The organism is Stenotrophomonas sp. STEN046 (assembly GCF_056759755.1).
The window spans coordinates 56,778-81,181 of record NZ_JBRRDR010000008.1 but is presented as its reverse complement, the minus strand read 5'-3'; the positions used below and the strand labels follow the sequence as shown (position 1 = coordinate 81,181).

The 24,404-nt window shown below is 66.6% G+C and carries 25 protein-coding genes; 15 read left to right on the top strand and 10 right to left on the bottom strand.

Going from position 1 to position 24,404, the window contains the following annotated elements:
• Nucleotides 1-22: 22 nt before the first annotated feature.
• The 5 genes from ACVOLJ_RS06270 to map all read left to right on the top strand — a co-directional run bounded on the left by ACVOLJ_RS06270 (nt 23) and on the right by map (nt 3,613).
• Complete coding sequence (locus ACVOLJ_RS06270) at nt 23-1,087, top strand: GNAT family N-acetyltransferase (RefSeq protein ID WP_481563722.1); 1,065 nt, start codon at nt 23-25, stop codon at nt 1,085-1,087.
• 3 nt (nt 1,088-1,090) lie between these two features.
• Nucleotides 1,091-1,975, top strand: coding sequence for a hypothetical protein (locus ACVOLJ_RS06265; RefSeq protein ID WP_475278178.1), 885 nt, complete (start codon nt 1,091-1,093; stop codon nt 1,973-1,975).
• 207 nt (nt 1,976-2,182) lie between these two features.
• Nucleotides 2,183-2,542: a bleomycin resistance protein gene (locus ACVOLJ_RS06260; RefSeq protein WP_481563721.1), complete on the top strand. Its 360-nt coding sequence runs from the start codon at nt 2,183-2,185 to the stop codon at nt 2,540-2,542.
• 68 nt (nt 2,543-2,610) lie between these two features.
• Nucleotides 2,611-2,823 (top strand): ParD-like family protein, encoded by a 213-nt coding sequence (locus ACVOLJ_RS06255; protein ID WP_475277836.1) that lies wholly within the window; start codon nt 2,611-2,613, stop codon nt 2,821-2,823.
• 7 nt (nt 2,824-2,830) lie between these two features.
• A complete protein-coding gene (gene map / locus ACVOLJ_RS06250) occupies nt 2,831-3,613 on the top strand; it encodes a type I methionyl aminopeptidase (RefSeq protein WP_475277835.1) in 783 nt (260 codons plus the stop codon).
• Here the strand turns inward: map and ACVOLJ_RS06245 are convergent.
• On the bottom strand, nt 3,610-4,224 hold the full coding sequence (locus tag ACVOLJ_RS06245) for a LysE/ArgO family amino acid transporter (protein WP_475277834.1): 615 nt from the start codon (nt 4,222-4,224) through the stop codon (nt 3,610-3,612). The genes map and ACVOLJ_RS06245 overlap by 4 nt on opposite strands.
• Before the next feature lie 106 nt (nt 4,225-4,330).
• On the opposite strand from ACVOLJ_RS06245, the gene ACVOLJ_RS06240 reads away from it, so the two are divergent.
• The 5 genes from ACVOLJ_RS06240 (at nt 4,331) to ACVOLJ_RS06220 (ending at nt 10,008) form a co-directional block, all read left to right on the top strand.
• Nucleotides 4,331-5,224 (top strand): LysR family transcriptional regulator ArgP, encoded by an 894-nt coding sequence (locus tag ACVOLJ_RS06240; RefSeq protein WP_475277833.1) that lies wholly within the window; start codon nt 4,331-4,333, stop codon nt 5,222-5,224.
• A 78-nt stretch (nt 5,225-5,302) separates the two neighbouring features.
• Nucleotides 5,303-6,706, top strand: a complete 1,404-nt coding sequence (locus ACVOLJ_RS06235) for a TolC family protein (protein WP_475277831.1) — start codon at nt 5,303-5,305, stop codon at nt 6,704-6,706.
• Nucleotides 6,699-7,712, top strand: a complete 1,014-nt coding sequence (locus ACVOLJ_RS06230; RefSeq protein WP_475277830.1) for an HlyD family secretion protein — start codon at nt 6,699-6,701, stop codon at nt 7,710-7,712. The genes ACVOLJ_RS06235 and ACVOLJ_RS06230 overlap by 8 nt, the downstream gene beginning before the upstream one ends.
• On the top strand, nt 7,697-8,884 hold the full coding sequence (locus tag ACVOLJ_RS06225; RefSeq protein WP_475277829.1) for an ABC transporter permease: 1,188 nt from the start codon (nt 7,697-7,699) through the stop codon (nt 8,882-8,884). The genes ACVOLJ_RS06230 and ACVOLJ_RS06225 overlap by 16 nt, the downstream gene beginning before the upstream one ends.
• The gene (locus tag ACVOLJ_RS06220) at nt 8,881-10,008 is read left to right on the top strand and encodes an ABC transporter permease (protein ID WP_475277828.1); all 1,128 of its coding nucleotides are present in this window, start codon (nt 8,881-8,883) and stop codon (nt 10,006-10,008) included. Before ACVOLJ_RS06225 ends, ACVOLJ_RS06220 begins: the two co-directional genes overlap by 4 nt.
• Nucleotides 10,009-10,123: 115 nt before the next feature.
• On the opposite strand, the gene ACVOLJ_RS06215 is transcribed toward ACVOLJ_RS06220, so the two are convergent.
• From ACVOLJ_RS06215 to ACVOLJ_RS06205, 3 genes are all read right to left on the bottom strand, one after another.
• On the bottom strand, nt 10,124-10,492 hold the full coding sequence (locus tag ACVOLJ_RS06215) for a glycine zipper 2TM domain-containing protein (protein WP_475277827.1): 369 nt from the start codon (nt 10,490-10,492) through the stop codon (nt 10,124-10,126).
• 154 nt (nt 10,493-10,646) lie between these two features.
• Nucleotides 10,647-12,866 (bottom strand): methyl-accepting chemotaxis protein, encoded by a 2,220-nt coding sequence (locus ACVOLJ_RS06210; protein ID WP_475277826.1) that lies wholly within the window; start codon nt 12,864-12,866, stop codon nt 10,647-10,649.
• 176 nt (nt 12,867-13,042) lie between these two features.
• On the bottom strand, nt 13,043-13,720 hold the full coding sequence (locus ACVOLJ_RS06205) for a hypothetical protein (RefSeq protein ID WP_481563720.1): 678 nt from the start codon (nt 13,718-13,720) through the stop codon (nt 13,043-13,045).
• 103 nt (nt 13,721-13,823) lie between these two features.
• On the opposite strand from ACVOLJ_RS06205, the gene ACVOLJ_RS06200 reads away from it, so the two are divergent.
• From ACVOLJ_RS06200 to katG, 4 genes are all read left to right on the top strand, one after another.
• The gene (locus ACVOLJ_RS06200) at nt 13,824-14,216 is read left to right on the top strand and encodes a barstar family protein (protein ID WP_481563719.1); all 393 of its coding nucleotides are present in this window, start codon (nt 13,824-13,826) and stop codon (nt 14,214-14,216) included.
• Nucleotides 14,217-14,363: 147 nt separating this feature from the next.
• The gene (gene mutS / locus ACVOLJ_RS06195) at nt 14,364-16,955 is read left to right on the top strand and encodes a DNA mismatch repair protein MutS (RefSeq protein WP_475277820.1); all 2,592 of its coding nucleotides are present in this window, start codon (nt 14,364-14,366) and stop codon (nt 16,953-16,955) included.
• 130 nt (nt 16,956-17,085) lie between these two features.
• Nucleotides 17,086-17,700 (top strand): DUF937 domain-containing protein, encoded by a 615-nt coding sequence (locus ACVOLJ_RS06190; protein ID WP_481563718.1) that lies wholly within the window; start codon nt 17,086-17,088, stop codon nt 17,698-17,700.
• Between the two features lie 144 nt (nt 17,701-17,844).
• A complete protein-coding gene (gene katG, locus ACVOLJ_RS06185; RefSeq protein ID WP_481563717.1) occupies nt 17,845-20,085 on the top strand; it encodes a catalase/peroxidase HPI in 2,241 nt (746 codons plus the stop codon).
• Nucleotides 20,086-20,244: 159 nt separating this feature from the next.
• Here the strand turns inward: katG and ACVOLJ_RS06180 are convergent, their stop codons facing one another.
• The gene (locus ACVOLJ_RS06180) at nt 20,245-20,652 is read right to left on the bottom strand and encodes an RNA-binding S4 domain-containing protein (protein WP_475277816.1); all 408 of its coding nucleotides are present in this window, start codon (nt 20,650-20,652) and stop codon (nt 20,245-20,247) included.
• 9 nt (nt 20,653-20,661) lie between these two features.
• On the bottom strand, nt 20,662-20,901 hold the full coding sequence (locus ACVOLJ_RS06175; protein ID WP_475277815.1) for a hypothetical protein: 240 nt from the start codon (nt 20,899-20,901) through the stop codon (nt 20,662-20,664).
• A 62-nt stretch (nt 20,902-20,963) separates the two neighbouring features.
• On the opposite strand from ACVOLJ_RS06175, the gene ACVOLJ_RS06170 reads away from it, so the two are divergent.
• A complete protein-coding gene (locus tag ACVOLJ_RS06170) occupies nt 20,964-22,436 on the top strand; it encodes an MATE family efflux transporter (RefSeq protein WP_475277814.1) in 1,473 nt (490 codons plus the stop codon).
• 16 nt (nt 22,437-22,452) lie between these two features.
• On the opposite strand, the gene ACVOLJ_RS06165 is transcribed toward ACVOLJ_RS06170, so the two are convergent.
• The 4 genes from ACVOLJ_RS06165 to rplS all read right to left on the bottom strand — a co-directional run bounded on the left by ACVOLJ_RS06165 (nt 22,453) and on the right by rplS (nt 24,269).
• On the bottom strand, nt 22,453-22,860 hold the full coding sequence (locus tag ACVOLJ_RS06165; RefSeq protein ID WP_481563716.1) for a DUF1801 domain-containing protein: 408 nt from the start codon (nt 22,858-22,860) through the stop codon (nt 22,453-22,455).
• 36 nt (nt 22,861-22,896) lie between these two features.
• Nucleotides 22,897-23,331 carry a DUF1801 domain-containing protein gene (locus ACVOLJ_RS06160; protein WP_475277812.1) on the bottom strand — a complete coding sequence of 145 codons (435 nt, stop codon included), beginning with the start codon at nt 23,329-23,331 and terminating at the stop codon, nt 22,897-22,899.
• An 80-nt stretch (nt 23,332-23,411) separates the two neighbouring features.
• Nucleotides 23,412-23,786, bottom strand: a complete 375-nt coding sequence (locus ACVOLJ_RS06155) for a DUF6404 family protein (RefSeq protein ID WP_481563715.1) — start codon at nt 23,784-23,786, stop codon at nt 23,412-23,414.
• A gap of 81 nt (nt 23,787-23,867) precedes the next feature.
• Complete coding sequence (gene rplS / locus ACVOLJ_RS06150) at nt 23,868-24,269, bottom strand: 50S ribosomal protein L19 (protein WP_475277810.1); 402 nt, start codon at nt 24,267-24,269, stop codon at nt 23,868-23,870.
• Nucleotides 24,270-24,404 lie beyond the last annotated feature (135 nt).

The following is a 24,404-nucleotide window of genomic DNA, read 5'->3' as shown; positions in this document are numbered from 1 at the left end:
GCTGCCGGTTCCCGTGCCCCTGATGGACATGAACCCACGTGCGTCCAGCACTGCGCTGGAACCGGCCGCGCTGCTGGAGGGCTTCCTTGCCCATCCCCCGGTCGGATTCGATGCCGGGCGGCTGCCCAGCGGCCTGCCGACGTTCCGCGCGCCGCTGGATCTGACCACCACGATGGACGACACACTGCGCGGCAGGCTTCTTGGCCTGCCGCTGTCGCGCCTGTGGTGGCCGTGGCTGACCTGGCAGACGCGTTTCATCGGCGCCACCAGCACCGAGTACACGCCGCTGCCGGCGCATGTCGCACCGTCGGCGCTGGCCGACGATGTGATGCGTCACGCCAGCGCGGATTCCCGCCTGCTGGTGGTCAAGGACCTGGCCATCGATTCGCCGCTGCTTGATGATGCCGCCAATGCGCACAGCGGGGCTTTCCTGCAGGCCTTGCTGGCACGCGGCTTCGTCGAGCTGGAAGGCATGCCGCTGGCTTGGGTGGCAATCGATTTCGATTCGCTGGATGGCTATCTCGGGCGCCTGTCGTCCTCGCGCCGCAAGAACATCCGGCGCAAGCTGCGTTCGCGTAACGACCTGCAGATCGAGTGCATCGCCACCGGCGATCCGGCACTGGCCGACCCGCAGCTGCAGGCTGAACTGCATGCGCTCTATCTGGGCGTGTACGCGCAGAGCGCAGTTCACTTCGACCAGCTCGGCCTGCCCTACTTCCGGCACCTTCTGGCCGACAGCCAGGGCCAGGGGCGGATATTCCTGTACCGCCACAAGGGCCGGCTGATCGGCTGGAACCTGTGCTACGTGCACGCCGGCAAGCTGGTGGACAAATACATCGGCCTGTCCTATCCGCAATCGCGCGACCACAACCTGTACTCGGTCAGCTGGATGCACAACCTGGAGTACGCGTTGCAGCATGGGCTCAGTCACTATGTCGCCGGCTGGACCGATTCGCGCATCAAGGCCGAGCTGGGCGCCCGCTTCACCTCCACCCGGCATGCGATCCACGCCCGTTCCCCACTGCTGCGTGCCGCCCTGCGCAGGCTGGCCCCGCATCTGCAGGGCGAACCGGATGGAGGTGGCTGAATGATGCCGGTCCGGCCGCCCCTGATCCTCGACCTTGATAGCGGCGTACTGCCGTTGCCGCAGGCGCGCACGCTCGAGCTGCACCAGTGGCATGACCCGTTGCGCTTTGCCTGCCGCAGCACCACGCTGGCGCGCTTCGCAGCAGACGTACTGTCGCCACTGCCAGCGCAGCTCGGCACGGTCATGCTCGGCAGCGGCGACTTCCACCATCTCAGCCTGGCACTCCTGCAGCGCATGCGCAGCCACGCGCCCTTCCAGCTGGTGGTGCTGGACAACCATCCGGACAACATGCGGTTCCCTTTCGGCATGCATTGCGGCTCGTGGGTGAACGCCGCCAGCAGGCTGCCGCAGATCTCGCACATCCATGTACTCGGGATCACCTCCAGCGACATCGGCCTCGGCCATGCCTGGGAGAATCACTGGCGGCCGCTGATGAGGGGCCGCCTGACGTACTGGTGCACGGACGTGGACGTCAGCTGGGGCCATCGCCTCGGCATGGGCCGTGCCTTCCGCCGCTTCGATCATCCCGAGGCCATGGTGGCCACATTCGCCGCCGAGCAGGCCAGGTCGCCACAGCCGACCTACCTCTCGATCGACAAGGATGTATTCGCCGAGGACGTGGCCCGCAGCAACTGGGACCAGGGCTGCTTCCAGCTGGAACACGCGCTGGTGGTGATCGAGGCGCTGCGCGCCGGCGGCCTGGCCGGCAGTGACATCACCGGCGAAGTGTCGCTGGCCAACTACCAGAGCCGCTTCAAGCGCTGGCTGTCGTCGCTGGATGGCCAGCCCGACGTCAGCGCCGATGATCTCCCGCTGTGGCAGGCCCGGCACCAGCAGGTGAACCGCGAGCTGCTGGCGGCGATGGCCGCCGTGCCCACGGCCTGTTGACCGCTTCGATGGTGTCGGCCGCTGGCCGAGATGGCTTCGGTAGTGCCGGCCGCTGGCCGGCAATGCCAACCTAGGTTGGCAACTACCAGACCCAGGCAGAGTCGGTAGTGCCGGGCCGCTGGCCGGCAACTTCATCGTTGCCAGGCTCATCAGGATGCCGGCCAGCGGCCGGCACTACACTGGTTTCCCGCCCAAGGAGCCGCCACCATGCCCCAGACCGTCATCCCGCAGCTGCGCATGCGCCACGCCGATACCACGCTGCCGTTCTACGTGCAGGGGCTCGGCTTCGTGGTCGACTGGGAACACCGCTTCGAACCCGGCTTCCCGCTGTTCGCGCAGCTCACCCGCGATGGCCAGACGATCTTTCTCACCGAACACAGCGGCGACTGCGAAGTCGGCGGTGCGGTGTACTTCATCGTCGAAGACGTCGATGCCCTGCACCGCGCCTTCAGTGCCGCCAACGTGCCGATCGAGCAACCGCCGCATGACACCGACTGGGGCAGCCGCGAGATGCTGTTGCGCGATCCGGACGGCAACCACCTGCGCTTCGCCACCCACGCCAGCTGAAGCCACCTGGCTTGAGCTGAATATACGAAACGTATACGATTCGTATATACCCCGCTTCAGGACTGCCCATGGGCATCGTCAACATCGATGACATCCTGCACGACCAGCTGCGTCGTGCCTGCACCGTCTCCAGCCGCTCGATCAACGCCCAGGCCACCTTCTGGATCCGGGTCGGCATGCTGTGCGAGATGAACCCCACGCTGAGCTTCCAGGACATCGTCGCCAGCGAACTGCGCGCGGCCGGTGTGCAGCCACAGGCGCTGGCTGCCGGGCGGGCCTGACATGACCATGATCAAGCGCCCCGACGAGATCGCGCTGATGGCTGAATCGGGTCGCCTGCTGGCGCAGGTGTTCGCCGCACTCGACCAGCTGCCGCTGCAGGGCCGCAGCACGATGGAGATCAACGACTTCGTCGAACGCATGATCGTTGATGAGCTGCAGGCGCGGCCGGCCAGCAAGGGCCAGTACGGCTTCCCGTACGTGCTCAACACCTCGATCGACAACGTGATCTGCCATGGCGTGCCCAGCACCAGCGACGTGCTGCGCAATGGCCAGATCGTCAACCTCGACATCACTCTGGAAAAGAACGGCTACATCGCCGACTCCAGCACCACCTACCTGGTGGGTGAGGTGGATTACCCCGCACGCAAGCTGGTGCAGGTGGCCTACCAGGCGATGTGGAAAGGCATCGCCGCCGTACGTCCTGGTGCTCGCCTGGGCGACATCGGCCATGCCATTGCCCGCCACGCGCGCAGCCATGGCTACAGCGTGGTGAAGGAGTACTGTGGCCACGGCATCGGCCAGGAAATGCACGAGGAGCCGCAGATCCTGCACTACGGCCATCCCGGCACCGGCATGGCGCTGGAGGAAGGCATGGTGTTCACCATCGAACCGATGCTCAACCAGGGCAAGCCGGCCATCCGCCAGCAACCGGACCAATGGCCGGTATACACCCGCGACGGCAAGCTGTCGGCGCAGTTCGAACACACGGTGGCGGTAACCGGCAACGGCGTACGGGTGCTGACCCTGCGACCGGACGAAACGCCGCTGTGCGCGGTGGATGCAGCCTAGAGCGGGCGCAGCAGCAACAGCGTCGCCAGGCAGAACATGAAGATCGCCACGCTGGCATCGAGCACCCGCCAGGCAGACGGATTGCGGAACAGCGGCTGCAGCAGGCGCGCGCCATAGCCCAACGTGCAGAACCACGCCACGCTGGCAACACAGGCACCGGCGGCGAAGGCCCAGCGCAGATCGCCGGGGTAGCGCGTGGACAGGCCGCCGAGCAGCACCACCGTGTCCAGGTACACGTGCGGATTGAGCAGGGTGAAGGCAAGGCAGGTCAGCAACACCTCTCGTCCACTGCCGCCCTGCGTCTCAGCGGCGGCCAGTGCACTGCCACCCTGCCACGCGCGCAGCCCCGCCTGCAGGCCGTACCAGAGCAGGAATGCCGCGCCACCGAAGCGCAGCACCTGCAGCAGCAGCGGCCACTGCAGCACCAGCGCGCCCATGCCACCCACCCCGGCCAGGATCAGCACGATATCCGCGCCGGCGCAGGCCAGTACGACCGTTCCCACATGACGCTGCTGCAGGCCCTGGCGCAGTACGAAGGCGTTCTGCGCACCGATGGCGATGATCAGGCCGGCACCTGCGAACAGACCGGCGGCGGTAGCGGCAATCCACATCAGGGACGAGCCAGGCAGTGAAGGGACGCGCAGGGTGCGGCCAACGGTCCTGTTAAGACAATCTGCTTTTTCTTTATCCTGTGCAGAAAAACTGAAGAGGCTCCGCGTGGACCTGGTACATCCGCAACTGGCCGCCTTCGCTGCGGTGCTGGAAGAAGGCAGCTTCGAGGCTGCGGCACGCCGCCTGTCGATCAGCCCGTCGGCCCTGTCGCAACGGATCAAGGCGCTGGAGGACCGGCTCGGCCAGGTGCTGGTCGTCCGTCAGGCACCGTGCCGGCCCACCGCCGCAGGTGAAGCACTGCTGCGCCGGGTACGGCCGATGCAGGCATTGGAGGCCGAGGCGCTGGCCGAGCTGCTGCCCGAGCGCGGCAGCGACGCCGCGCGCACGCCGATCCCGCTGGCGGTCAACGACGATTCGCTCGATACCTGGTTCGTGCCGGCCATCGCCGAACTGCACCAGCGCCATGGCTACCTGTTCGACCTGCGCATGGATGATCAGGACCACACGCTGCAGCTGCTGCGCGATGGCAGTGTGCTTGGTGCGGTCACCGCCGAAAGCCGGCCGTTGAAGGGCTGCAACGTGCACCCGCTCGGCGCGATGCGCTACCACGCCATTGCCTCGCCGGGCTTCGCCCACCGGTACTTCAGCGACGGCATGCAGGCTGCGGCGCTGGCGCGCGCACCGATGCTGGTGTTCAACCGCAAGGATGAACTGCAATGGCGCTTCATGCGACGCCTGACCCGCGCGCGCCTGCAGCCGCCGCTACACTATCTGCCCTCCTCCACTGGTTTCGTCGAAGCCGCCGCGTGCGGACTCGGCTGGGGCATGGCCCCGGAAACCCTGGTCGCGCCCGCCGTGCGTGCCGGCCGCGTGGTGGTACTGGAACCCCGCCGCTGGCTCGATGTGCCGTTGTACTGGCAGCATGCCGCCGTGCGCTCAAGCACGCTGCAGCACATCACCCAGGCGCTGCGCACTGCGGCCAGCGGCACCCTACGTTGAGAACGACACGATGACCGCAGACCCGGGCTTCACGCGCAGACCACTACCGTTTGCCCACTTCTTCACTACAGGAACGGCATGCGCGTGAGCTGCCCACGGACAAGGATGCACCGCGTGCTCGGCGCTGCCGGACTGGCCCTGCTGGCCGGCCTGCCGCTGGCCGCAGGCGCACAGACCAGCACGCCGCCCGCGCTGGAATGGGAGCAGGCACGGCAGCGACTGGAACAGGTGTCCGATGCGCTGGCCGCCGCCGATGCCGGCGTGCGCAACAAGGAAGAACTGCAGGAAGCCACGCGCCTGCTGCGCCTGCCGGAGATCACCGGTGAAGTGCGCCGCCTGCAGTTCCAGAAGACCCTGACCCTGCCGCTGGGCTCGTTGGCGCCGGTGGCCGAGGCCTATGGCATCGACTCGCCGCTGTCATTCACCGAACGCGATTGGCGCACGCGACCGGTGGTGACCGCGGTGCTGCCGCTGTACACCGGCGGCCTCATTCCGGCGGCGCAGCGTGCTGCCGGTGCCGCCAGCGAACAGGCCAGCGCCGAGCGCGAGGCGCAACGACAGTCGTTGACCGTGCAGCTGGCCCAGGCCTATTTCGGCCAGCGCCTGGCCGAACAGGCAGTGGTCGTTCGCCGCGACGTGCGCGATGGCCTCAACCGCCATCTGTCCGATGCGGAAAAGCTGGAACGCGAAGGCTTCGCGACCCGTGCCCAGCGCCTGCAGGCCACCGTGGCCCGCGACAAGGCCGAGCGCGAGCACCAGAAGACACTCAATGATCTGGCCACCCTGAAGGCGGCACTGGCCACCCTGCTGCGCAGTGGCGGTGACGTGCAGCCGTTGTCGCCGCTGTTCGTGCAGCGCACCCCGCTGGAACCGGTCACCAGCTTCGAGCGCACCGCACAGGCAAGGCAGCCACAGATCGCCCGGCTGCGGGCCATCGTCGCCCAGGCCGAACAGGGCGTGCGTGTGCAACAGGCCAAGCTCAAGCCCACGATATTCCTGTTCGGCCAGTACGACTTCCGGCGCCGTGATGAAATGCTGACCGACCCGGACTGGGCATTCGGCATCGGCCTGAAGTACACCTTCCTGTCGCCCAACTCGCGGCCAGCGCAGATCGCCGCCGCACGCGCGCAGCAGGAACAGGCCGAAGCCGGACTGCGCGAGGCCGAGAACCAGGTCGCGCTGGGCGTGCGCAAGGCCTGGAACGAACTGGAAACCGCGCGGCAGCAGTTCGTGCTGCTCGACAGCAGCATCGCCCAGGCAGACGAGAACCTGCGCCTGCAGGAGCTGGCCTTCCGCGAAGGCCAGGCCACCTCGCTGGATGTGATCGATGCGCGGCTCGGCCTCGGTGGCGCCCGTGTCGAACGTGCGCAGGCCGCCTACCAATACGATGTCGCCCTGGCACAGTTGCTTGAGGTGAGTGGACAGATGGACCGCTTCGAAGAATATCGGCGGCGTGCAGACGAGGTGATCGATCATGAGTGATGTATTGCACGACGAAGCGTCGACGCCAGCGGGCAAGCGTCGTCTGGGGCCGATCCTGGTCGTGGTGCTGCTGGTGGCGGTGGTGGTCGGCCTGTGGCTGGCCTGGCGCAGCCCCGCCGACCAGATCCAGGGCATGGCCGATGCGGACACCCTCAACGTGGCCGCCAAGATCACCGCGCGCGTGGCCGAGCTGAAAGTGCGCGAGGGCGATCGCGTACAGGCCGGGCAGGTACTGTTCCTGCTCGACAGCCCGGAAGTGGCAGCCAAGGAACAGCAGGCGCACGGCGCCCTGGCTGCTGCGCAGGCCGTGGCCGACAAGGCCGATGCCGGTGCGCGCAGCGAAGATATCCGCGCTGCCGAAGCAAACTGGAAGCGCGCCGAGGCCGGCGCCACCCTGGCCGAAGCCACCTACCGGCGCGTGCAGAACCTGTTCAACGAAGGCGTGATGACCCGGCAGAAGCGCGACGAAGCCGCGGCCCAGGCCACCAGCTCACGCGAGCTGGCCCGCGCCGCCCGCGCGCAGTACGACATGGCATTGACCGGTGCCCGCGAGCAGGACAAGCGGGCCGCGCAGGGGCAGGTGCAGCAGGCCCAGGGCGCAGTGGCAGAGGTGAATGCCGCACGCGTGGAAGTGGAAGGACGCGCGCCGGTGGCTGGCGAAATCAACAAGCGCATGGCCGATCCCGGTGAACTGGTGCCGGCCGGCTACCCGGTGTTCACCCTGGTGGACATCGACCGCATGTGGGTATCGATGAACCTGCGCGAATCGCAGATGCAGGGGCTGAAGGTCGGCAGCCGGCTGCGCGGCAGCGTGCCGGCGCTCGGCAAGGACGACGACTTCGAGGTCTACTTCATCAATCCCGCCGGCGACTACGCCACCTGGCGCACTACCCGCCAGTCTTCCGGCTATGACGTGCGCAGCTTCGAAGTGCGGGTGCGCCCGGTGCGCCGCATCGAGGGCTTCCGCCCCGGCATGAGCGTGCTGTTCGCATGGCCGCAGCACTGAATACCGGCAACGGCGGGTTCAGCGGCTCCTGGCGGCGCGAGCTGCGTACGTTGCGCAACAACCGTGCCGATCTGGCGCTGGTAACCCTGCTGCCGCTGTTGATGCTGGGGATGATGGCGTGGATGTTCTCCGCCTCGGTGATGCGCGATGTGCCGATCGCCGTGGTCGATCTTGATCACAGCAGCGACAGTCGCCTGCTGCTGCGCATGCTCGATGCCAGCCCCGGTGTACGCATCGCCAGCCAGCCGGTGGATATGGAACAGGCGCATGCACAGCTGCGCCGGCTGGACGTCTTTGCCGTGGTGCTGGTGCCACGCGATGTCACCCGTCAGGCGCTGCGTGGCCGCCAGGGCACCGTGTTCGCCTATTACAACGCCACCTACATGACCACCGGGCAGTCCGCCGCGCGTGACATCGGCGATGCCGTCGCCGCGTGGAATGCGCGGCTGCTGCGCGAGCGCATCGGCCTGCAGGTCGGGCCGGGCAAGCTGCGTGCCGCGCCCATCGCGGTGCAGTCGGACATCCTGTTCAATCCGGCGCGCAGCTACGAACTGTTCCTGCTGCCGCTGATCTTCCCGGCGGTGCTGTCGCTGGTGCTGGCGCTGGCGGTGGCCGGAAGCCTTGGCCGCGAGATCCGCGATGGCACGCTGCCGGCCTGGCTCGGCCACGCGCCATGGTCGGCCATTGCCGGCAAGCTGCTGCCCTACGTCGCGCTGTTTTCGCTGTATGGCGCGCTGGGTGTGGCCTACCTTGCCTGGCTGCGTGGCGACGGCATCGCCGGCAGCCTGCTCCTGCTGCTGCTCGCGCAACCCCTGTTCTACCTCGCCACCGCGGCCTACGCACTGTTCTTTGTCGGCATTACCCGTGACATGGGCACCGCGTTGTCCGCGGTGGGCCTGAGCATCGGCACTGCCCTGGCCTTCTCCAGCGCCACCTTCCCGGTCATCGATGCGCCGCTGTTCACCCGCGTCTGGCACCTGCTGCTGCCGCTCAGCGCCTACATCAAGCTGCAGACGCAGCAGCAGTTCATCGGCTCGCCGTTGCTGGTCTCGCTGTGGCCGCTGGCGACGCTGCTGCTGATGATCGTGGTTGCCGGTGGCATCGGTGGCTGGCGCCTGCTGACCTTCGCGCGCACGCCACAGGCCGCGCAGCCGGCCGGAGCCGGCGCATGAGCGCGATCTGGCGCAGCCTGCGGCAGACACTGCTGGCCGTATTGTGCGACCGCTACGCGATCGTGGTGATGGTCGGCGCGGTGATCCTGTACTCGTTCTTCTACCCGGCCGCCTATCGCCATCAGGTGGCCGGCAACCTGCCCGTGCTGGTGGTCGATGAAGACCACAGCGCCACCAGCCGAGAACTGCTGCGCAAACTGGATTCACTGCGCGTGGCGCATGTGGTCGGGCAGCCGGCCGATCTGCAGGCGGCGCGCGTGCAGCTGGAAGCCGGGCGCGCCGAGGGCATCGTGCTGATCCCCCGCAATCTGGAGCGCGACATCCTGCGCGGCCATCCGGCCAAGCTGGTGCTGCTCGGCAACGGCGCCTATCTCGGCCGCGCCAGCTGGGTGCTGGGCAGTGTGGCTGATGCGCTGGGCGCGTTCGGTCGCGATGCGGCCATCACCCAGGCCGCCTTCATGGGCGCGCCACAGGCACCGCCGGTCACGCTCGTGCAACGGCCGCTGTACAACACGCAGGAAGGCTATGGCAGCGCCATCGTGCCCGGCGTAGCCGAACTGATCGTGCATCAGACCCTGCTGATGGGCATCGGCGTGCTGCTGGGCGGGCGCCGTCTGCAGCTCGGCCGACGCCTGCGCTTCGACCTGCCCACGCTGGCCGGCATGGGCCTGGGCTTTGGCCTGATCGGCCTGTTCGGCCTGTTCTGGTATGCCGGCTTCACGGCGTGGGTGCAGGACTATCCGCGCGGCGGCAATCCGCTGGGCCAGCTGCTGGGCGGCACCTTGTTCATCGCCGCGACCGTGGCTTTCGGCCTGTTCGTCGGCAGCTTCTTCCGCACCCGCGAACGCGCTTTCCAGTACATCATCGCCACCTCCATTCCGCTGTTCTTCCTGGCCAGCCTGTCCTGGCCTGCAATGATGACCCCACGCCCACTGGTATGGCTGGCGCAGCTGCTACCCACCACATCGGGCATCAATCTGATGGTGCGCCTGAACCAGATGGACGCCCGCCTGGTCGAAGTCAGCCACGAACTGATCACTCTCAGCGTCCTGCTGCTGCTCTACGGCGGCCTCGCCATCTGGCGCCTGCTCGCAACAAACGGAACGCAGGGGATCAAGCCGTAGACGGCCGGTGGGGGAACTGCGATTCGATCCCCTCCTTCCCCTCTTTCCCAACGAAGAACGCCGGCACAGGGCCGGCGTTCGGGTACCGCTATGTGGAAGGGGTGTTGCAGGTGAGTCAGCGATAGACGCGCTCGCAGCGGCGTTCGACCACGCGATCACCGGATTTCTGCTGGTGATTGCCCTGGATCTGGCGGCCCGCAGCGCCGCCGGCAACCGCGCCGGCAACCGTCGCCAGTTTCTTGCCGTTGCCGCCACCGACCTGGTTGCCCAGCAAGCCGCCCACCACCGCGCCGGTGGCGGTACCGGTGATGCGATTGGGATCACGCGAATTGCGCTGCACTTCAACGTTCTTGCAGACCACGCGGCTGCCATCGTTGAACTTGCGCCCTTCATCACGCGGGCCGTAGTTCTGCGCGCCAGCAACCGAGCTTGCTGCCAGCAGCGTGCCCAGCACCATCAATCGGGTCGAGGTCTTCATGGCCATCTCCTGTGTTCCGGTATGGGCCGAGTTTCCTCTGCCGCTTGGCAACTTGAAGTGAAATAGGCGTCGTTGCCGCTTGATGGGCCATCTTCGGTTCATGAAACAAAATGCGCCCACCGCGACCCAGCGTCGCGATGGGCGCCGTCTCCCACCCGGCCTAGAACTCTTCCCAGCCGCCCGTGTTGGCCGCCAGCGGCGGAGCACGGGGCGGCATCGCTGCGCTGCGCCGCATCGGCGGCACGGTTGCCGCCACCGCTGCCAGCATCGGGCGTACCGCCGCGCTTGCTGCAGTGACCCCGGTGCGGAACACCGATACCGCCTCGCCCAGCAGGTTGGCCTGCTCTTCCATCGAACGCGCCGCAGCACTGGCTTCTTCCACCAGCGCCGCGTTCTGCTGGGTGGTTTCGTCCATCTGCATCACCGTCTGGTTGACCTGCTCGATGCCCGAGCTCTGTTCCTGCGATGCTGCGGAAATCTCGGCCATGATGTCGGTCACCCGCTGCACCGATGCCACGATTTCGCCCATTGTCGTACCTGCCTGGCGCACCAGCAGCGAGCCGTCGGCGACCTTGCCCACCGACTCTTCGATCAAGCCCTTGATCTCCTTGGCTGCGCCGGCAGAGCGCTGCGCCAGCGTGCGGACCTCGCTGGCGACCACCGCAAAACCACGCCCCTGTTCACCTGCCCGCGCGGCTTCCACCGCTGCGTTCAAGGCCAGGATGTTGGTCTGGAAGGCAATGCCATCGATCACGCTGATGATCTCGGCGATTTTCTTCGAAGACGCCTCGATGGCAGTCATCGTGGTCACCACCTGGCCCACCACCTCTCCCCCCTGCGATGCCACGCCATGCGCGCCGATCGCCAGCTGGTTGGCCTGGCGGGCGTGCTCTGCGTTCTGCTTCACCGTGGAGGTCAGCTCTTCCATCGAGGCGGCGGTCTCTTCCAGGTTGGCGGCCTGCTGCTCGGTGCGCCGCGACAGGTCGGTGTTGCCCGAGGCGATCTCGCCTGCGGCCAGGTTGATGCTGGATGCGCTGGTCTGGATACGGCCGACAATCCCGGTCAACTGCTCCACCGTGGCATTGCAGTCGTCACGCATCCGCGCGAACACCCCGTGGAAATCCCCCTGCATGCGCACGGTCAGATCGCCATCGGAGATCGCCTGCAGCAGAGCCGACACCTGTACCAGGTTTTCGTCGGTGGTCTGCATCAAGCGGTTGAGGCCGGTCACCATGTCGCGGAAATCGTGTTCGAAGCGCGTTTCGTCGCCACGCAGGCTGAAGTCGCCAGCGGCCGCAGCCGTGGCCAAGCGGCGGATCTCGCCGTTGATGGCCGACAGGCTGGCCTTGGTCTCGTCCATCGCCTGGGTGATCGCGGCCTTCTCACCCGGCAGGCGATCCATGTCCACCGACAGGTCACCGCGCGCGTAGTGCTTCATCACCTCGATCAGGCGGTTCTGCACCTGCACGTGCGAGCCCACCAGCGCGTTGGTGTCGTGCACCATCCGACCGTAGTCGCCGGGGAAGGCGCTTTCATCCATGCGGTAGCTCAGGCTGCCGTCGTCGTGCTGGCGAGCCATCTCGCCCTGCGCGGCCATCACCGCCTGCAGTTGCCCCTGCATCCGCTGCATCGACTTCAGCAGCTGGGTCACTTCATCGTTGCCCGAAGCGTCGATGACGTTGTCCAGGCGGCCGCTGGCGATGCCATCGGCCAGTTTCACCGCGCCCTGCAACGGTCGGGTCAGGCTGCGGGTGATCGCCCAGGCTGCCAACGCGCCAAGAAGGAGGCTCAGAACGCCGAAGGCGATCGAGAGCGTGCCCGTCCATGCCTCGGTGGCGCGGTATTCCTGCCGGCTGCGCTCGGTCAAGGTTTCCTGGTGCCGCAGCAGGCTGGAAATGGCGCCATTCCACGCCGACGCCAGGCTGTGCTCGGCCAGCAGTTCCTTCGCCGCGCCATCGTAGTCACCCGCCTGCATCCTCGCATGCAGCTGCGCGGTGGACGCATCGGTGGCCTTGCGTGCCGCCGCGATCTGCGCCACCAGCGTATCGCCGGTGGCATCGCGCGGAATGCTGATGTACTTGCCCCAGATACCGTCGTAGGTGCGGCCCAGTTCCTGCGCCCGCTGGTAATCCTTGTCGAACTCCTCGCCACGCTTGATCACCATCAACCGGCGATGCATCAGCATCGCGTTGTTGGTATCGAGCATGTCATTCAACAGCCGCATCTTGACCATGTTCACGCCTACCACTTTCTCGAACTGGGCGGACTTCAGATGGTTTCCGTACAGCACCAGGCCGACGATGGCGAGGATGAACAGCAACAGCAGACCGAAGCCGGCGGAAAGCCGGGAACCCACACGGAGGTTGCGTAAGGCGAGCATCTCAATTCCCTTGATCGTGGCCCTACCCTCGGTGGCGGCACGATATGGGGAAACTTTAAGGCGCGCGGAATTGCAACCCACCAATAATGTGAACTGGTTCAAAAATCACCCTGTCCCCGCTCATTCATTCCGGAATGAACGGGAAAGGGATTAACTCCTCCCGGCACCGGCCAGTGCTAATGCTGTACCGGCGTATAGATAATGCTGAGGTAGTACTGCTGCCCGCGCTTCTCGGAAACAATCGTTTCTGTGAGCGTGATGGTCGAATCGCCGGTCACCCATTCAGTGCTCAATACCGCGGGCTTGTCACGCGGGCGATCGGCCGTCTCGCTGACCCGTGCTGGCGTGCCATGGCGGTCCATCAACACCTTCTTTACCCGGTTGTATCGATATTCCGACCCCTGGCCTGCCCGGATCTGCTCATTGGTTACCGTCGCAACGCGATCCAGATATATCGCTTGCAGCGGACTGTCGGCGCCTCGCACACCAAAGAACGCGACGAAGGAAATGCCGTCAATCCGATAATCCTCGATCACCGGACCGCAGCTGCGCGCATAGCGTTTCAGCTCAGGCTGGTTACGCTCCTGCTCGGCGCATTCACGTGCAGCCAGCTTGCCGTCAAGAGACGCTTCGAGCTGGGCGGCCGTCGCACCCCACGAAACACCTTCGAACCCGGAATCAGCAGCCAGCGCCACACCCGGCGCCGCCGAAGCCATCGCCAGCATCACGCAGGCCGTGAGCCTGCCGGCCCAACGCCGCGAACCCGCACGGACAACTTCTGCACCCATGTTTCCGTTCCTCATCCCATCCATCTCCATGTCTCGCCCGTCCTCGACGCTCTGGTCGCTGCGCATGCAGCACATCCAGGCGCACTGCTTATCGACCGGATCGGGACATTCTGAAGCAGCCGGCCATCTCCAGCACGACCCTTCATCCAGGCAACGCTACAGTCACGCCATGACCCTTTCCCTGCAGATCGATGGCGCCGCCATCACCGACATCGCCAGCCTCTATGCCGAAATCAACCGTGTATTCATGGCGGGAGAGAGCTGGCAGCTCGGCGCCAGCCTCGATGCGCTCGATGACCTGCTGTACGGCGGCTACGGCGTGCTGCATGGCCATGCCACGGCAACCGTGGTGTGGCGGGACATCAACCACAGTCGCACCGCCCTTGGCCGCGATACCACGAGGGCGTGGCTGTTGGCCAAGCTTGAACACCCCGCCGCCTTCAACGGTGCCGTCCTGGCGCGGCAGTTGGCAGCGCTGGACCGCGGCGAAGGCCAGACCTATTTCGAGATCGTGCTCGAGATCTTCGCCACCCATCCGAACATCACGCTGGTGACGGCCTGATCTGCGCCCAACCTGCTCGTGCCGGACGGCTGCGCTCGCCGGGAATCGCCGCAGCCCCGGCCCCTACCCGTTAACATGTACGCCCCTGTTCCTGCGTCCGCCCCGCTGCCCTCCGGCGCGAGCGGACGCCCTTGATCCACGAGCCCCATGTCCAAAGACAAGTCCGCCGAACACACCCCGCTGATGAAGCAGTTCTTCGCCGCCAAGTCCGAGTACCCGGACCTGCTGCTGTTCTTCCGCATGGGCGACTTCTACGAGCTGTTCTACGACGACGCGCGCAAGGCCGCACGCCTGCTGGACATCACCCTCACCCAGCGCGGCAGCTCCGGCGGCGCGCCGATCCCGATGGCCGGTGTGCCGGTGCACGCCTATGAGGGCTATCTGGCACGGCTGGTGGCACTGGGCGAATCGGTAGCGATCTGCGAACAGATCGGCGATCCGGCATTGGCCAAGGGCCTGGTCGAGCGCAAGGTGGTGCGCATCGTCACCCCCGGCACGGTCACCGACGAGGCGCTGCTGGATGAGCGCCGCGACACCCTGCTGATGGCGTTGTCGCGCAGCAAGTCCGGCTACGGCCTGGCCTGGGCCGACCTGGCCGGCGGACGCTTCCTGGTCAACGAAGTGGATACCGATGATGCGCTGGAGGCCGAACTGGCACGCCTGGAGCCGGCCGAGCTGCTGGTGCCCGATGAAGAAAACTGGCCCGAGTTCCTGCGCCAGCGCAGTGGCGTGCGCCGCCGCGCGCCGTGGCTGTTCGACGCCGACAGTGGTCGTCGCCAGCTGCTGAACTTCTTCAAGCTGCACGATCTCAGCGGTTTCGGCATCGATGACAAGCCACGTGCCACCGCTGCTGCCGGCGCCTTGCTGGGCTATGTGGAAGAAACCCAGAAGCAGCGCCTGCCGCACCTGACCTCCATCTCGATGGAAACCGCCGGCGAAGCGATCGCGATGAACGCGGCCACGCGTCGCCACCTGGAACTTGATACACGTGTCGACGGTGATACCCGCAACACCCTGCTCGGTGTGCTCGACAGTACGGTAACGCCGATGGGCGGCCGCCTGCTGCGCCGCTGGCTGCATCGTCCGCTGCGCCTGCGCGAGGTGCTGGTGCAGCGCCACCACGCGGTGGAGACATTGATCGATCGCGGCAGCGACGCCGACATCCGCGAGCAGTTCCGTCGCCTTGGCGATCTTGAACGCATCCTCACCCGCGTCGCGCTGCGCTCGGCACGACCGCGCGATTTCTCCACCCTGCGCGATGGCCTGGGCCTGCTGCCGGCCGTGCGCGAGGTGCTGGCACCGCTGGATTCGCCGCGCCTGCAGACCCTGCATGCCGCACTTGGCGAGCACGACGAATGCGCGCATCTGCTGGCCAGCGCCATCGCCGAGATGCCACCGCTCAAGCTCAGCGATGGCGGCGTACTGGCCGACGGTTTCGATGCCGAGCTGGATGAACTGCGGCGGCTGTCGACCCACGCCGACCAGTTCCTGGTCGATCTGGAACAGCGCGAACGCGAGAGCAGCGGCATCGCTACGCTGAAGGTCGGCTACAACCGCGTGCACGGCTACTACATTGAAATCAGCAAGGGCCAGTCCGAGCGCGCGCCGGTGCATTACACCCGCCGGCAGACGCTGACCAACGCCGAGCGCTACATCACCGAAGAACTGAAGGCGTTCGAGGACAAGGTGCTGTCCGCGCGCGACCGCTCGCTGTCGCGAGAGAAGTACCTGTACGAGCAGTTGCTGGATACCCTCGGCACACAGCTGGAACCGCTCAAGCAATGCGCTGCCGCGCTGAGTGAACTGGACGTGCTGGCCGCCTTCGCCGAACGCGCGCAGGCGCTGGACTGGGCGCGCCCGGAACTGCAGGCCGAGCCGTGCCTGAAGATCGAACGCGGCCGCCATCCGGTAGTGGAAGCGGTGCGCGACCAGCCGTTCGAGCCGAACGACCTGGACCTGCATCCGGACCGTCGCATGCTGGTCATCACCGGCCCCAACATGGGCGGTAAATCAACCTACATGCGGCAGAACGCGCTGATCGTGCTGCTGGCCCACATCGGCAGCTTCGTGCCGGCCAGCCGTGCGCTGATCGGACCGATCGACCGCATCCTGACCCGCATCGGCGCCGGTGATGATCTGGCCCGTGGGCAGTCCACCTTCATGGTCGAGATGGCCGAGACCAGCTACATCCTGCATCACGCCACCGCGCACTCGCTGGTATTGATGGATGAGATCGGCCGCGGCACGTCCACCTACGACGGCCTGGCGCTGGCCGATGCGGTGGCCCGCCACCTTGCATACGAGAACCGCTGCTACACGCTGTTTGCCACCCACTACTTCGAACTGACCGCGCTGGCCGACGAGCAGCACGAGGGCGGCCGCAGCGGCATCGCCAACGTGCATCTGGACGCCGTCGAGCACGGCGAAGCACTGGTGTTCATGCATGCAGTGAAGGATGGCCCGGCCAACCGCAGCTTCGGCCTGCAGGTGGCCGCCCTGGCCGGCCTGCCGCGCGCCACCGTGGCGCAGGCGCGCAGGCGCCTGGCCGAGCTGGAACAGCGCGGCGGCGAAAGCCACGCTGCCGAACTCGCTCCGCAGGCGCTGGACGCCCCGCAGCAGTTCGGGCTGTTTGCCGCTCCGCCGAACAAGGCGCAGGAAGCACTGGCGGCGATCGACCCGGACGAACTGACCCCGAAGCAGGCGCTGGAAGCGCTGTACCGGCTGAAGGCGTTGCTGTAACCATTCGCCGGGCATGGCCCGGCGCTACCGATGCCGCGCTGCCGGGTCCAGCGGCATGAACCCTTCGCATTTCCGTAGTGCACGCGGCGTTATGCTCGGGCGGTTCTTCCTTCACACACTGGAGACCGCCATGAACACCGAATCCCTCGCCGCATCCCTTTTCCAGCAGTTGCAGCAGGGCCAAGGCCTGCAGCAGGTGTCGCAGCAGCTCGGGCTGGACAGCAGCCAGGCCACCCAGGCGGTCGGCAGCGCACTGCCCCTGCTGTTGGGTGCGATGGGCCAGAACGCCAGTGAACCGCAAGGCGCGCAGTCGCTGCTCAATGCCCTGCAGCGCGACCATCTGGGTGCGGCCGGCGGTGGTGGCGGCTTCGATCTCGGCAGCATCCTCGGCGCCGTGATGGGCGGTGGTGGCGGCAATGCCACCAACGGTGCCGGCATCCTCGGTCACGTGTTCGGTGGCCAGACCTCGCAGGCAGCTGAAGCGCTGGGCCAGAAGACCGGCCTGGACAGCGGCACGTCCAGCCAGCTGCTGGCCATCCTCGCGCCCATCGTCATGTCATTCCTGGCCCAGCGGTTCGCCCAGGGTGGCAACCCCGGCCAGCTCAGCCAGGCACTGGGCCAGGAAGCGCAGCAGTCCGGCGGCGGCATCGGCAGCCTGCTCGGTGGCGCACTGGATCAGGACGGCGATGGCCAGTTCGGTGCCAGCGACCTGTTCAAGCTCGGCGCGGGACTGCTCAAGCGCTGATCGCGCACAACGGTCCAAGCCCTGCCGATCATAGGCAGCCACTATCGCATCGGTTGAATCAATCGAATTTACCCATCGTTAGGCGTTGCCTATGGTGGGTAGGCGATCCGATTCCCTCTTTCGCCAGTCCACAGGTAGAGACCCATGAAAAGCGAAGCGAAGTGCCCGTTCAACCATGCCGTCGTCGGTGATGCGACGACCAACCGCGACTGGTGGCCCAACCAGCTGCGCGTGGACCTGCTCAACCAGCACTCCGCGCGCTCCAACCCGCTCGATGCGGGTTTTGATTACGCCAAGGCCTTCAACGGCCTGGACTACAGCGCGCTGAAGGCCGACCTGAAGGCACTGATGACCGACTCGCAGGACTGGTGGCCAGCCGACTTCGGCCACTACGGCGGCCTGTTCATCCGCATGGCCTGGCACAGCGCCGGCACCTACCGCATCGACGATGGCCGCGGCGGCGGCGGCCGTGGCCAGCAGCGCTTCGCACCGCTCAACAGCTGGCCGGACAACGTCAGCCTGGACAAGGCGCGGCGTCTGCTCTGGCCGATCAAGCAGAAGTACGGCCAGGCCATTTCCTGGGCCGACCTGCTGATCCTTACCGGCAACGTCGCGCTGGAATCGATGGGCTTCAAGACGCTGGGCTTCGCCGGCGGCCGCCCCGATACCTGGGAACCGGACCAGGACGTGTACTGGGGCCGCGAGACCACCTGGCTTGGCGGCGATGTGCGCTACAAGCATGGCTCCGAAGGCGTGGAGGAAGACCACGGCGTGCTGGTGTCCGATGATGACGCCGACGGCGACGTGCACTCGCGCACGCTGGAAAACCCGTTGGCTGCCGTGCAGATGGGCCTGATCTACGTGAACCCGGAAGGCCCGGACGGCAATCCCGACCCGGTGCTGGCCGCCCATGACATCCGCGATACCTTTGGCCGCATGGCCATGGATGACGAGGAAACCGTCGCCCTGATCGCCGGCGGCCACAGTTTCGGCAAGACCCACGGCGCCGGCCCCGCCGACAACGTCGGCAAGGAACCGGAAGCGGCCGGCCTGGAAAGCCAGGGCCTGGGCTGGGCCAACAGCTTCGGCAGCGGCAAGGGCGGCGACACCATCACCAGCGGCCTGGAAGTCACCTGGACGCGCACCCCGGCGCAGTGGAGCCACGACTTCTTCGAGATCCTGTTCGGCAACGAATGGGAACTGACCAAGAGCCCGGCCGGCGCCCACCAGTGGGTGGCCAAGGACGCCGACGCGGTCATCCCCGACGCGCACGATCCGTCCAAGAAGCATCGCCCGACCATGCTGACCACCGATCTGTCGCTGCGCATGGACCCGGCCTATGAAAAGGTCTCGCGCCGGTTCCTCGCCGATCCGCAGGCCTTCGCCGATGCCTTCGCGCGCGCCTGGTTCAAGCTGACCCATCGCGACATGGGCCCGCGCGCGCGCTACCTGGGCCCGGAAATCCCGGCCGAGGAATTCATCTGGCAGGATCCGGTTCCCGAAGCGAAGCATCCGCTGCTCGACGCCAAGGACATTGCCGCACTCAAGCAGCAGATCGCCGCGACCGGCCTGAGCGTGGCCGAGCTGGTGTCCACCGCGTGGGCGTCGGCCTCGACCTTCCGCGGCTCGGACAAGCGCGGTGGCGCCAACGGTGCGCGCATCCGCCTGGCCCCGCAGAAGGACTGGGCGGTGAACCAGCCGCAGCAGCTGGCCAAGGTGCTGGCCGCGCTGGAAAAGGTGCAGGCCGGGTTCAACAGCGGCGGTGGCAAGCAGGTGTCGCTGGCCGACCTGATCGTGCTGGCCGGCGGCGTCGGTATCGAGCAGGCGGCCAAGGCCGGTGGCCATGCGCTCAGCGTACCGTTCACCCCGGGCCGCACCGATGCCAGCCAGGAACAGACCGACGTCGAGTCGTTCGCGGTGCTGGAACCGGTGGCCGATGGCTTCCGCAATCATCTCAAGGGCGCCTACAGCGTGCCGGGCGAAGCTTTGCTGATCGACAAGGCACAGCTGCTGACCCTGACCGCGCCGGAGATGACCGCACTGGTCGGCGGCCTGCGCGTGCTGGGCACCAATGCCGATGGCGGCACGCACGGCGTGTTCACCACGCGACCGGGCACGTTGAGCAACGACTTCTTCGTCAATCTGCTGGATATGGGAACGACGTGGAAGGCGACCGGCCGTGAGAGCTACGAAGGTCGCGGCCGCAACGACGGCGCTGCGCGCTGGACCGGCACCCGTGCCGACCTGGTGTTCGGTTCGAATGCGGTGCTGCGCGCACTGGCCGAGGTCTATGCCAGCGCCGACGGCGAAAAGAAGTTCGTACAGGATTTCATTGCCGCCTGGACGCGGGTGATGGAACTGGACCGCTACGACCTGCACGGTTGACCTGATCTGCTGTGTGCCAACCTTGGTTGGCACACAGCAGAACGCCCACCAAGGTGGGCGACTACCGGAATGCGCGCCGAGCCCATGATCTGGTAGATGCCAACCTTGGTTGGCACACGGCGGGCTGAAGCGCTCGCCGGGCCCTCCCGGCGGGGTCGCTCACAGCGCGTCGATATCACCCAATGCGCGGATCAACCGTCGCGCACGCTTGTCCGGCTTGTGCTCCGGCGCCTGGTAGCCGTCGCGCGCGGCAATACGCAACGCACGACGTTCCGCGCGCCGCGCCTTCGAAGCCTCACTCTCGACATACAGCTGCTGCGCCAGCGGCGCCGGCCCGCGCTGGTCACTCAGGCCCCGCACCTCGATATCGAAATGCTCCTCGCCACGGTCAACCTGGAGCTGCTCGCCCACACGCACCGCACGCGAGGATTTCGGCCGCTGCCCGGCCACGACCACCTTGCCGGTCTCGATCGCCTGTTTGGCCAGGCTGCGGGTCTTGAAGAAACGCGCCGCCCACAACCAGATGTCCAGGCGGACGCTGGGCGACAACGGGGAAAGCTCGGACATCGGTAAGGACTACTCCGTTCGCTTGTTCAGGGGGCGCGGGTTGTCGGGGTCGGTGCGGCAACCGCTGCCCCCGATCAATGCCGGCGTTCCGGCGGCCAGATCCTGGCGCTGGCTGCCGACCAGGCACTCGGGCCGGTCGGTTGGCCGCACCTGGGCATCACCCAGCCGGTCACCTGACGAACATGCGGCCAGCACGGCCGCTATCAAGGCCACTGCCAGCATCGGTACAGCCTGCTGTGAGTGATGCATTGCCACATCCTGCAAACCAGCTTGATGCTAGTGTGCGCCTCCCGGGATTCGATCACCACTCCATGGCCAAAGCGCCGCTTGACCTGACCTCCGGCCCTATCGGGCGCAACCTGCTGCTGTTCTCGCTGCCGATCCTGGCCGGCAACATCGCGCAGTCGCTGAATGGATCGGTGAACGCGGTGTGGGTCGGGCGCTTCCTGGGCGAGGCCGCACTGACGGCCACGGCCAACGCCAACAACATCATGTTTTTCCTGATCGGCTCGGTGTTCGGCTTTGGCATGGCCTCCAGCATCCTGATCGGCCAGGCCATCGGTGCGCGCGACATCGCGCAGGCACGACGCGTGGTCGGCACCAGCGCCACCTTCTTCATCGGCCTGTCGGTGATCATCGCCGTTGCCGGCTGGTTCCTGGCCCATCCGCTGCTGGAAGCAATGGGCACGCCGGCGGCCTCGTTGCCGCTGGCCGAGGCTTACCTGCGCATCATCTTCCTGGCGATGCCGACGCTGTACGCCTTCGCCTTCCTCAGCGCGGCCCTGCGCGGCGCCGGTGATTCACGCACGCCGTTCCGGTTCCTGCTGGTGTCGGTGGTGATGGACATCGCGCTGAATCCGGTACTGATCTTCGGCATGGGCCCGTTCCCGGAACTGGGCATCGCCGGCTCGGCCTGGGCCACGCTGGTGTCGCAGACGTTGTCGCTGGCCGGACTGCTGCTGTACATGCGGCACAAGCGGCACATGCTGTGGCTCGGCCGCGCCGACATGCACCTGTTCAAGCTGGACATGACCATCCTGCGCGCACTGGTGGTCAAGGGCGTTCCGATGGGCCTGCAGATGGTGCTGATCTCGCTGTCGGTGATCCTGCTGATGACCATGGTGAACCAGTACGGCACCGCCACCGGTGCGGCCTATGGCGCCTCGCTGCAGTTGTGGAACTACGTGCAGATGCCGGCGATGGCGATCGGCGCAGCGTGCTCGTCGATGGCGGCACAGAATGTCGGCGCGCAGCGCTGGGATCGCGTGCGAGGCACGGCACGCCAGGGCATCCTGTTCAACTTCCTGCTGACGGGCGCGCTGATCCTGCCGCTGGTACTGCTGGACCAGTATTCACTGGCCCTGTTCCTGCCGCAGGGCAGCGAGTCGCTGCAGATCGCACGGCACCTGAACCACATCGTGATTGGTTCGTTCCTGTTCTTCGGCGTCAGCTTCGTGATCTCCGGCGTGGTGCGCTCCACCGGCGCGGTGATTCCGCCGCTGCTGATCCTGGCGGCATCACTGTGGGGTGTCCGCGTGCCCTTCGCCGAACTGCTGCAGCCGTACTGGGGCGCCGATGCGATCTGGTGGAGCTTCCCGGCCGGCTCGCTGGTGTCGATGCTGCTGTCGCTGGCGTATTACCGCTGGGGCGGCTGGCGCAAGGCGACGATGATCAGCACGCCCGCGCATGCCGAGGTACTGGCCACGCCGTCGGAGATTCCCGCTTGCCCGCCATCACCGGTGGCCGATCCGGACGCTGCGCTGGAAGCCACCCCGCCACGCTGAACCGACCTCCCCGGCGCTACCGTTTCCTGTTGCCGGCGTTGTATCTGGCGGCCGCGCGCACCAGCGCCTTGAACGCCGTCGCATCGGGCATCGTGCCTTCATGGATGTCGATCGCACGGCGCATGTTGCCCGCTAGGCTGGCGTTGAACAGGCCCGTGGGATCAGGCAGCGCAGCGCCATGGGCGAAGGTCAACTTCACCGCCTGCTTGTAGGTCTCACCGGTGCAGAGGATGCCGTCCTGCTCCCACACCGGCGTGCCCCGCCACTTCCAGGTTTCCTCTACGCCCGGCAGCGCGTCGTGGATCAGCGCACGCACACGTGCCAGGGTCGCGCCGCGCCAGTCAGCGAGCTCGGCGATACGGGCATCGATCAGTTCGGCGGCCGGTGTTGCTGCATCGGTGGGTCGGGGCGCGTGCGTGGCCATCAGTGTTCTCGTCAGGAGGGAATCGGAACGGCCGGACTACATGCGCTCGCCGGGCAGCGACGCGGCCTGGCGCACCCAGTCGAGAAACTGCGCCTGGTCCAGCGCATCCTCCTGGTGGATATGCAGGTAGCGCGTGTCAGCGCTCTTCGAGGATTCCGGCGGCATCGGCTGCAGCGCGGCGCCGCGGAAGAAGGCGACCTTGATGTAGCGGGTGAAGCAATGGAAGCTGAGAAACCAGCCTTCACCGGCCACAGCGGCATACATCGGCGAGTTCCATTTCACCGCTTTGTGCACGCCGGGCACGGCCTGCACGATCAACCCATCCAGACGCGCGCCCATCGCCCGTTTCCAGCCCGGCATCGCGGCGATGTACGCCTGCACGGGGGCATCGCCTTCACCCTTGGCGATCTGCGGATTGCCACCGGACAACAGCGCCGGCACGGCCTCTGGGGCGGATCGTTTGGCTGGCATTGCGGGCGGCACCGTCCAGGCGATGGGGCGAGCCTACGCCGCCCGAAACCTGCGGTCACGGCGCACCGCGCCATGGCCGGTTACAGGCTTGCGCGGAACTGCCGCCAGGTAGGCAGCTTGCGGCTGCCTCGCAGGAACCACATCAAGGTGGCCATCACCACGCCGAACATCGCCCCGGCCAGCGCGCTGGCCAGCAGCAGCAGTTCCAGCGAGGTAATCCGCCCCTGCCACAGCAACAGCCACATCAGCAGCGTCCAGAAGCCGGCGAACAGGACGCCCTGCAACAGCGCATTGGTCAGGAAGCTGGCCAGTATCGGCGGCGGCAGCGCGATGCCCAGCCGCCACAGCCTGCGATGCAGCAGGGGCGCCGCTTCGCGCCGGGGAATGCCGGAGTTGTCCAGGAAACGCAGCGCCACCTGGATCGGGGCCGGATAGCGTGCTTCGGTCGTCGCCATGCCCTGAACCTAACGATGCAACGCCACAAACGCAAACGGCCGCCCGAAGGCGGCCGTCGCGGCAACAACCGAAGTTGTTTATCAGGCCTTGTCGGCCAGACGGGCAGCCTTGGCGGCAGCAGCGGCAGCCAGGTCTTCCTTGATGCGGGCAGCCTTGCCTTCCAGGCCACGCAGGTAGTACAGCTTGCCGGCGCGGACCTTACCACGACGCTTCACTTCGACCGAGTCGATGATGGCGCTGTGGGTCTGGAAGACGCGCTCGACGCCGTAGCCGTGCGAAATCTTGCGGACGGTGAACGAGGAGTTCAGGCCGCCGTTCTTGGTGGCGATCACAACGCCTTCGTAGGCCTGCACGCGCTCGCGAGCGCCTTCCTTCACCTTCACATTGACGATAACGGTGTCGCCCTGGCTGAACTTCGGCAGTTCACGGGTGATCTGGGCGGATTCGAATTCCGCAACGATGGACTTGTTCAGCTTGCTCATGGGTTACACCGATTCTTGTTCGGGTGGGCGTGTCATTTGACAGCGTAGGCTTATGCAGTCACGGAACTGTGCTGCACGTTTGTTTTGGGTACTGCGCACGCCGGCCGAAGCTGGCGGGAATTGACCATCATAGCC

Bases quoted from the DNA above. Each gene is read 5' to 3' on its own strand.
- ACVOLJ_RS06180 (WP_475277816.1), bottom strand. From the start codon at position 20,652: ATGTCCGAGCTTTCCCCGTTGTCGCCCAGCGTCCGCCTGGACATCTGG.
- ACVOLJ_RS06205 (WP_481563720.1), bottom strand. From the start codon at position 13,720: ATGCGCAGCGACCAGAGCGTCGAGGACGGGCGAGACATGGAGATGGAT.
- ACVOLJ_RS06235 (WP_475277831.1), top strand. From the start codon at position 5,303: ATGCGCGTGAGCTGCCCACGGACAAGGATGCACCGCGTGCTCGGCGCT.
- ACVOLJ_RS06270 (WP_481563722.1), top strand. From the start codon at position 23: ATGGACATGAACCCACGTGCGTCCAGCACTGCGCTGGAACCGGCCGCG.
- ACVOLJ_RS06170 (WP_475277814.1), top strand. From the start codon at position 20,964: ATGGCCAAAGCGCCGCTTGACCTGACCTCCGGCCCTATCGGGCGCAAC.
- ACVOLJ_RS06215 (WP_475277827.1), bottom strand. From the start codon at position 10,492: ATGGCCATGAAGACCTCGACCCGATTGATGGTGCTGGGCACGCTGCTG.
- ACVOLJ_RS06190 (WP_481563718.1), top strand. From the start codon at position 17,086: ATGAACACCGAATCCCTCGCCGCATCCCTTTTCCAGCAGTTGCAGCAG.
- katG (WP_481563717.1), top strand. From the start codon at position 17,845: ATGAAAAGCGAAGCGAAGTGCCCGTTCAACCATGCCGTCGTCGGTGAT.
- ACVOLJ_RS06210 (WP_475277826.1), bottom strand. From the start codon at position 12,866: ATGCTCGCCTTACGCAACCTCCGTGTGGGTTCCCGGCTTTCCGCCGGC.
- ACVOLJ_RS06160 (WP_475277812.1), bottom strand. From the start codon at position 23,331: ATGCCAGCCAAACGATCCGCCCCAGAGGCCGTGCCGGCGCTGTTGTCC.
- ACVOLJ_RS06220 (WP_475277828.1), top strand. From the start codon at position 8,881: ATGAGCGCGATCTGGCGCAGCCTGCGGCAGACACTGCTGGCCGTATTG.
- ACVOLJ_RS06165 (WP_481563716.1), bottom strand. From the start codon at position 22,860: ATGGCCACGCACGCGCCCCGACCCACCGATGCAGCAACACCGGCCGCC.
- ACVOLJ_RS06245 (WP_475277834.1), bottom strand. From the start codon at position 4,224: ATGTGGATTGCCGCTACCGCCGCCGGTCTGTTCGCAGGTGCCGGCCTG.
- ACVOLJ_RS06155 (WP_481563715.1), bottom strand. From the start codon at position 23,786: ATGGCGACGACCGAAGCACGCTATCCGGCCCCGATCCAGGTGGCGCTG.
- map (WP_475277835.1), top strand. From the start codon at position 2,831: ATGATCAAGCGCCCCGACGAGATCGCGCTGATGGCTGAATCGGGTCGC.
- rplS (WP_475277810.1), bottom strand. From the start codon at position 24,269: ATGAGCAAGCTGAACAAGTCCATCGTTGCGGAATTCGAATCCGCCCAG.
- ACVOLJ_RS06265 (WP_475278178.1), top strand. From the start codon at position 1,091: ATGCCGGTCCGGCCGCCCCTGATCCTCGACCTTGATAGCGGCGTACTG.
- ACVOLJ_RS06260 (WP_481563721.1), top strand. From the start codon at position 2,183: ATGCCCCAGACCGTCATCCCGCAGCTGCGCATGCGCCACGCCGATACC.
- ACVOLJ_RS06175 (WP_475277815.1), bottom strand. From the start codon at position 20,901: ATGCATCACTCACAGCAGGCTGTACCGATGCTGGCAGTGGCCTTGATA.
- ACVOLJ_RS06200 (WP_481563719.1), top strand. From the start codon at position 13,824: ATGACCCTTTCCCTGCAGATCGATGGCGCCGCCATCACCGACATCGCC.
- ACVOLJ_RS06225 (WP_475277829.1), top strand. From the start codon at position 7,697: ATGGCCGCAGCACTGAATACCGGCAACGGCGGGTTCAGCGGCTCCTGG.
- ACVOLJ_RS06255 (WP_475277836.1), top strand. From the start codon at position 2,611: ATGGGCATCGTCAACATCGATGACATCCTGCACGACCAGCTGCGTCGT.
- ACVOLJ_RS06230 (WP_475277830.1), top strand. From the start codon at position 6,699: ATGAGTGATGTATTGCACGACGAAGCGTCGACGCCAGCGGGCAAGCGT.
- mutS (WP_475277820.1), top strand. From the start codon at position 14,364: ATGTCCAAAGACAAGTCCGCCGAACACACCCCGCTGATGAAGCAGTTC.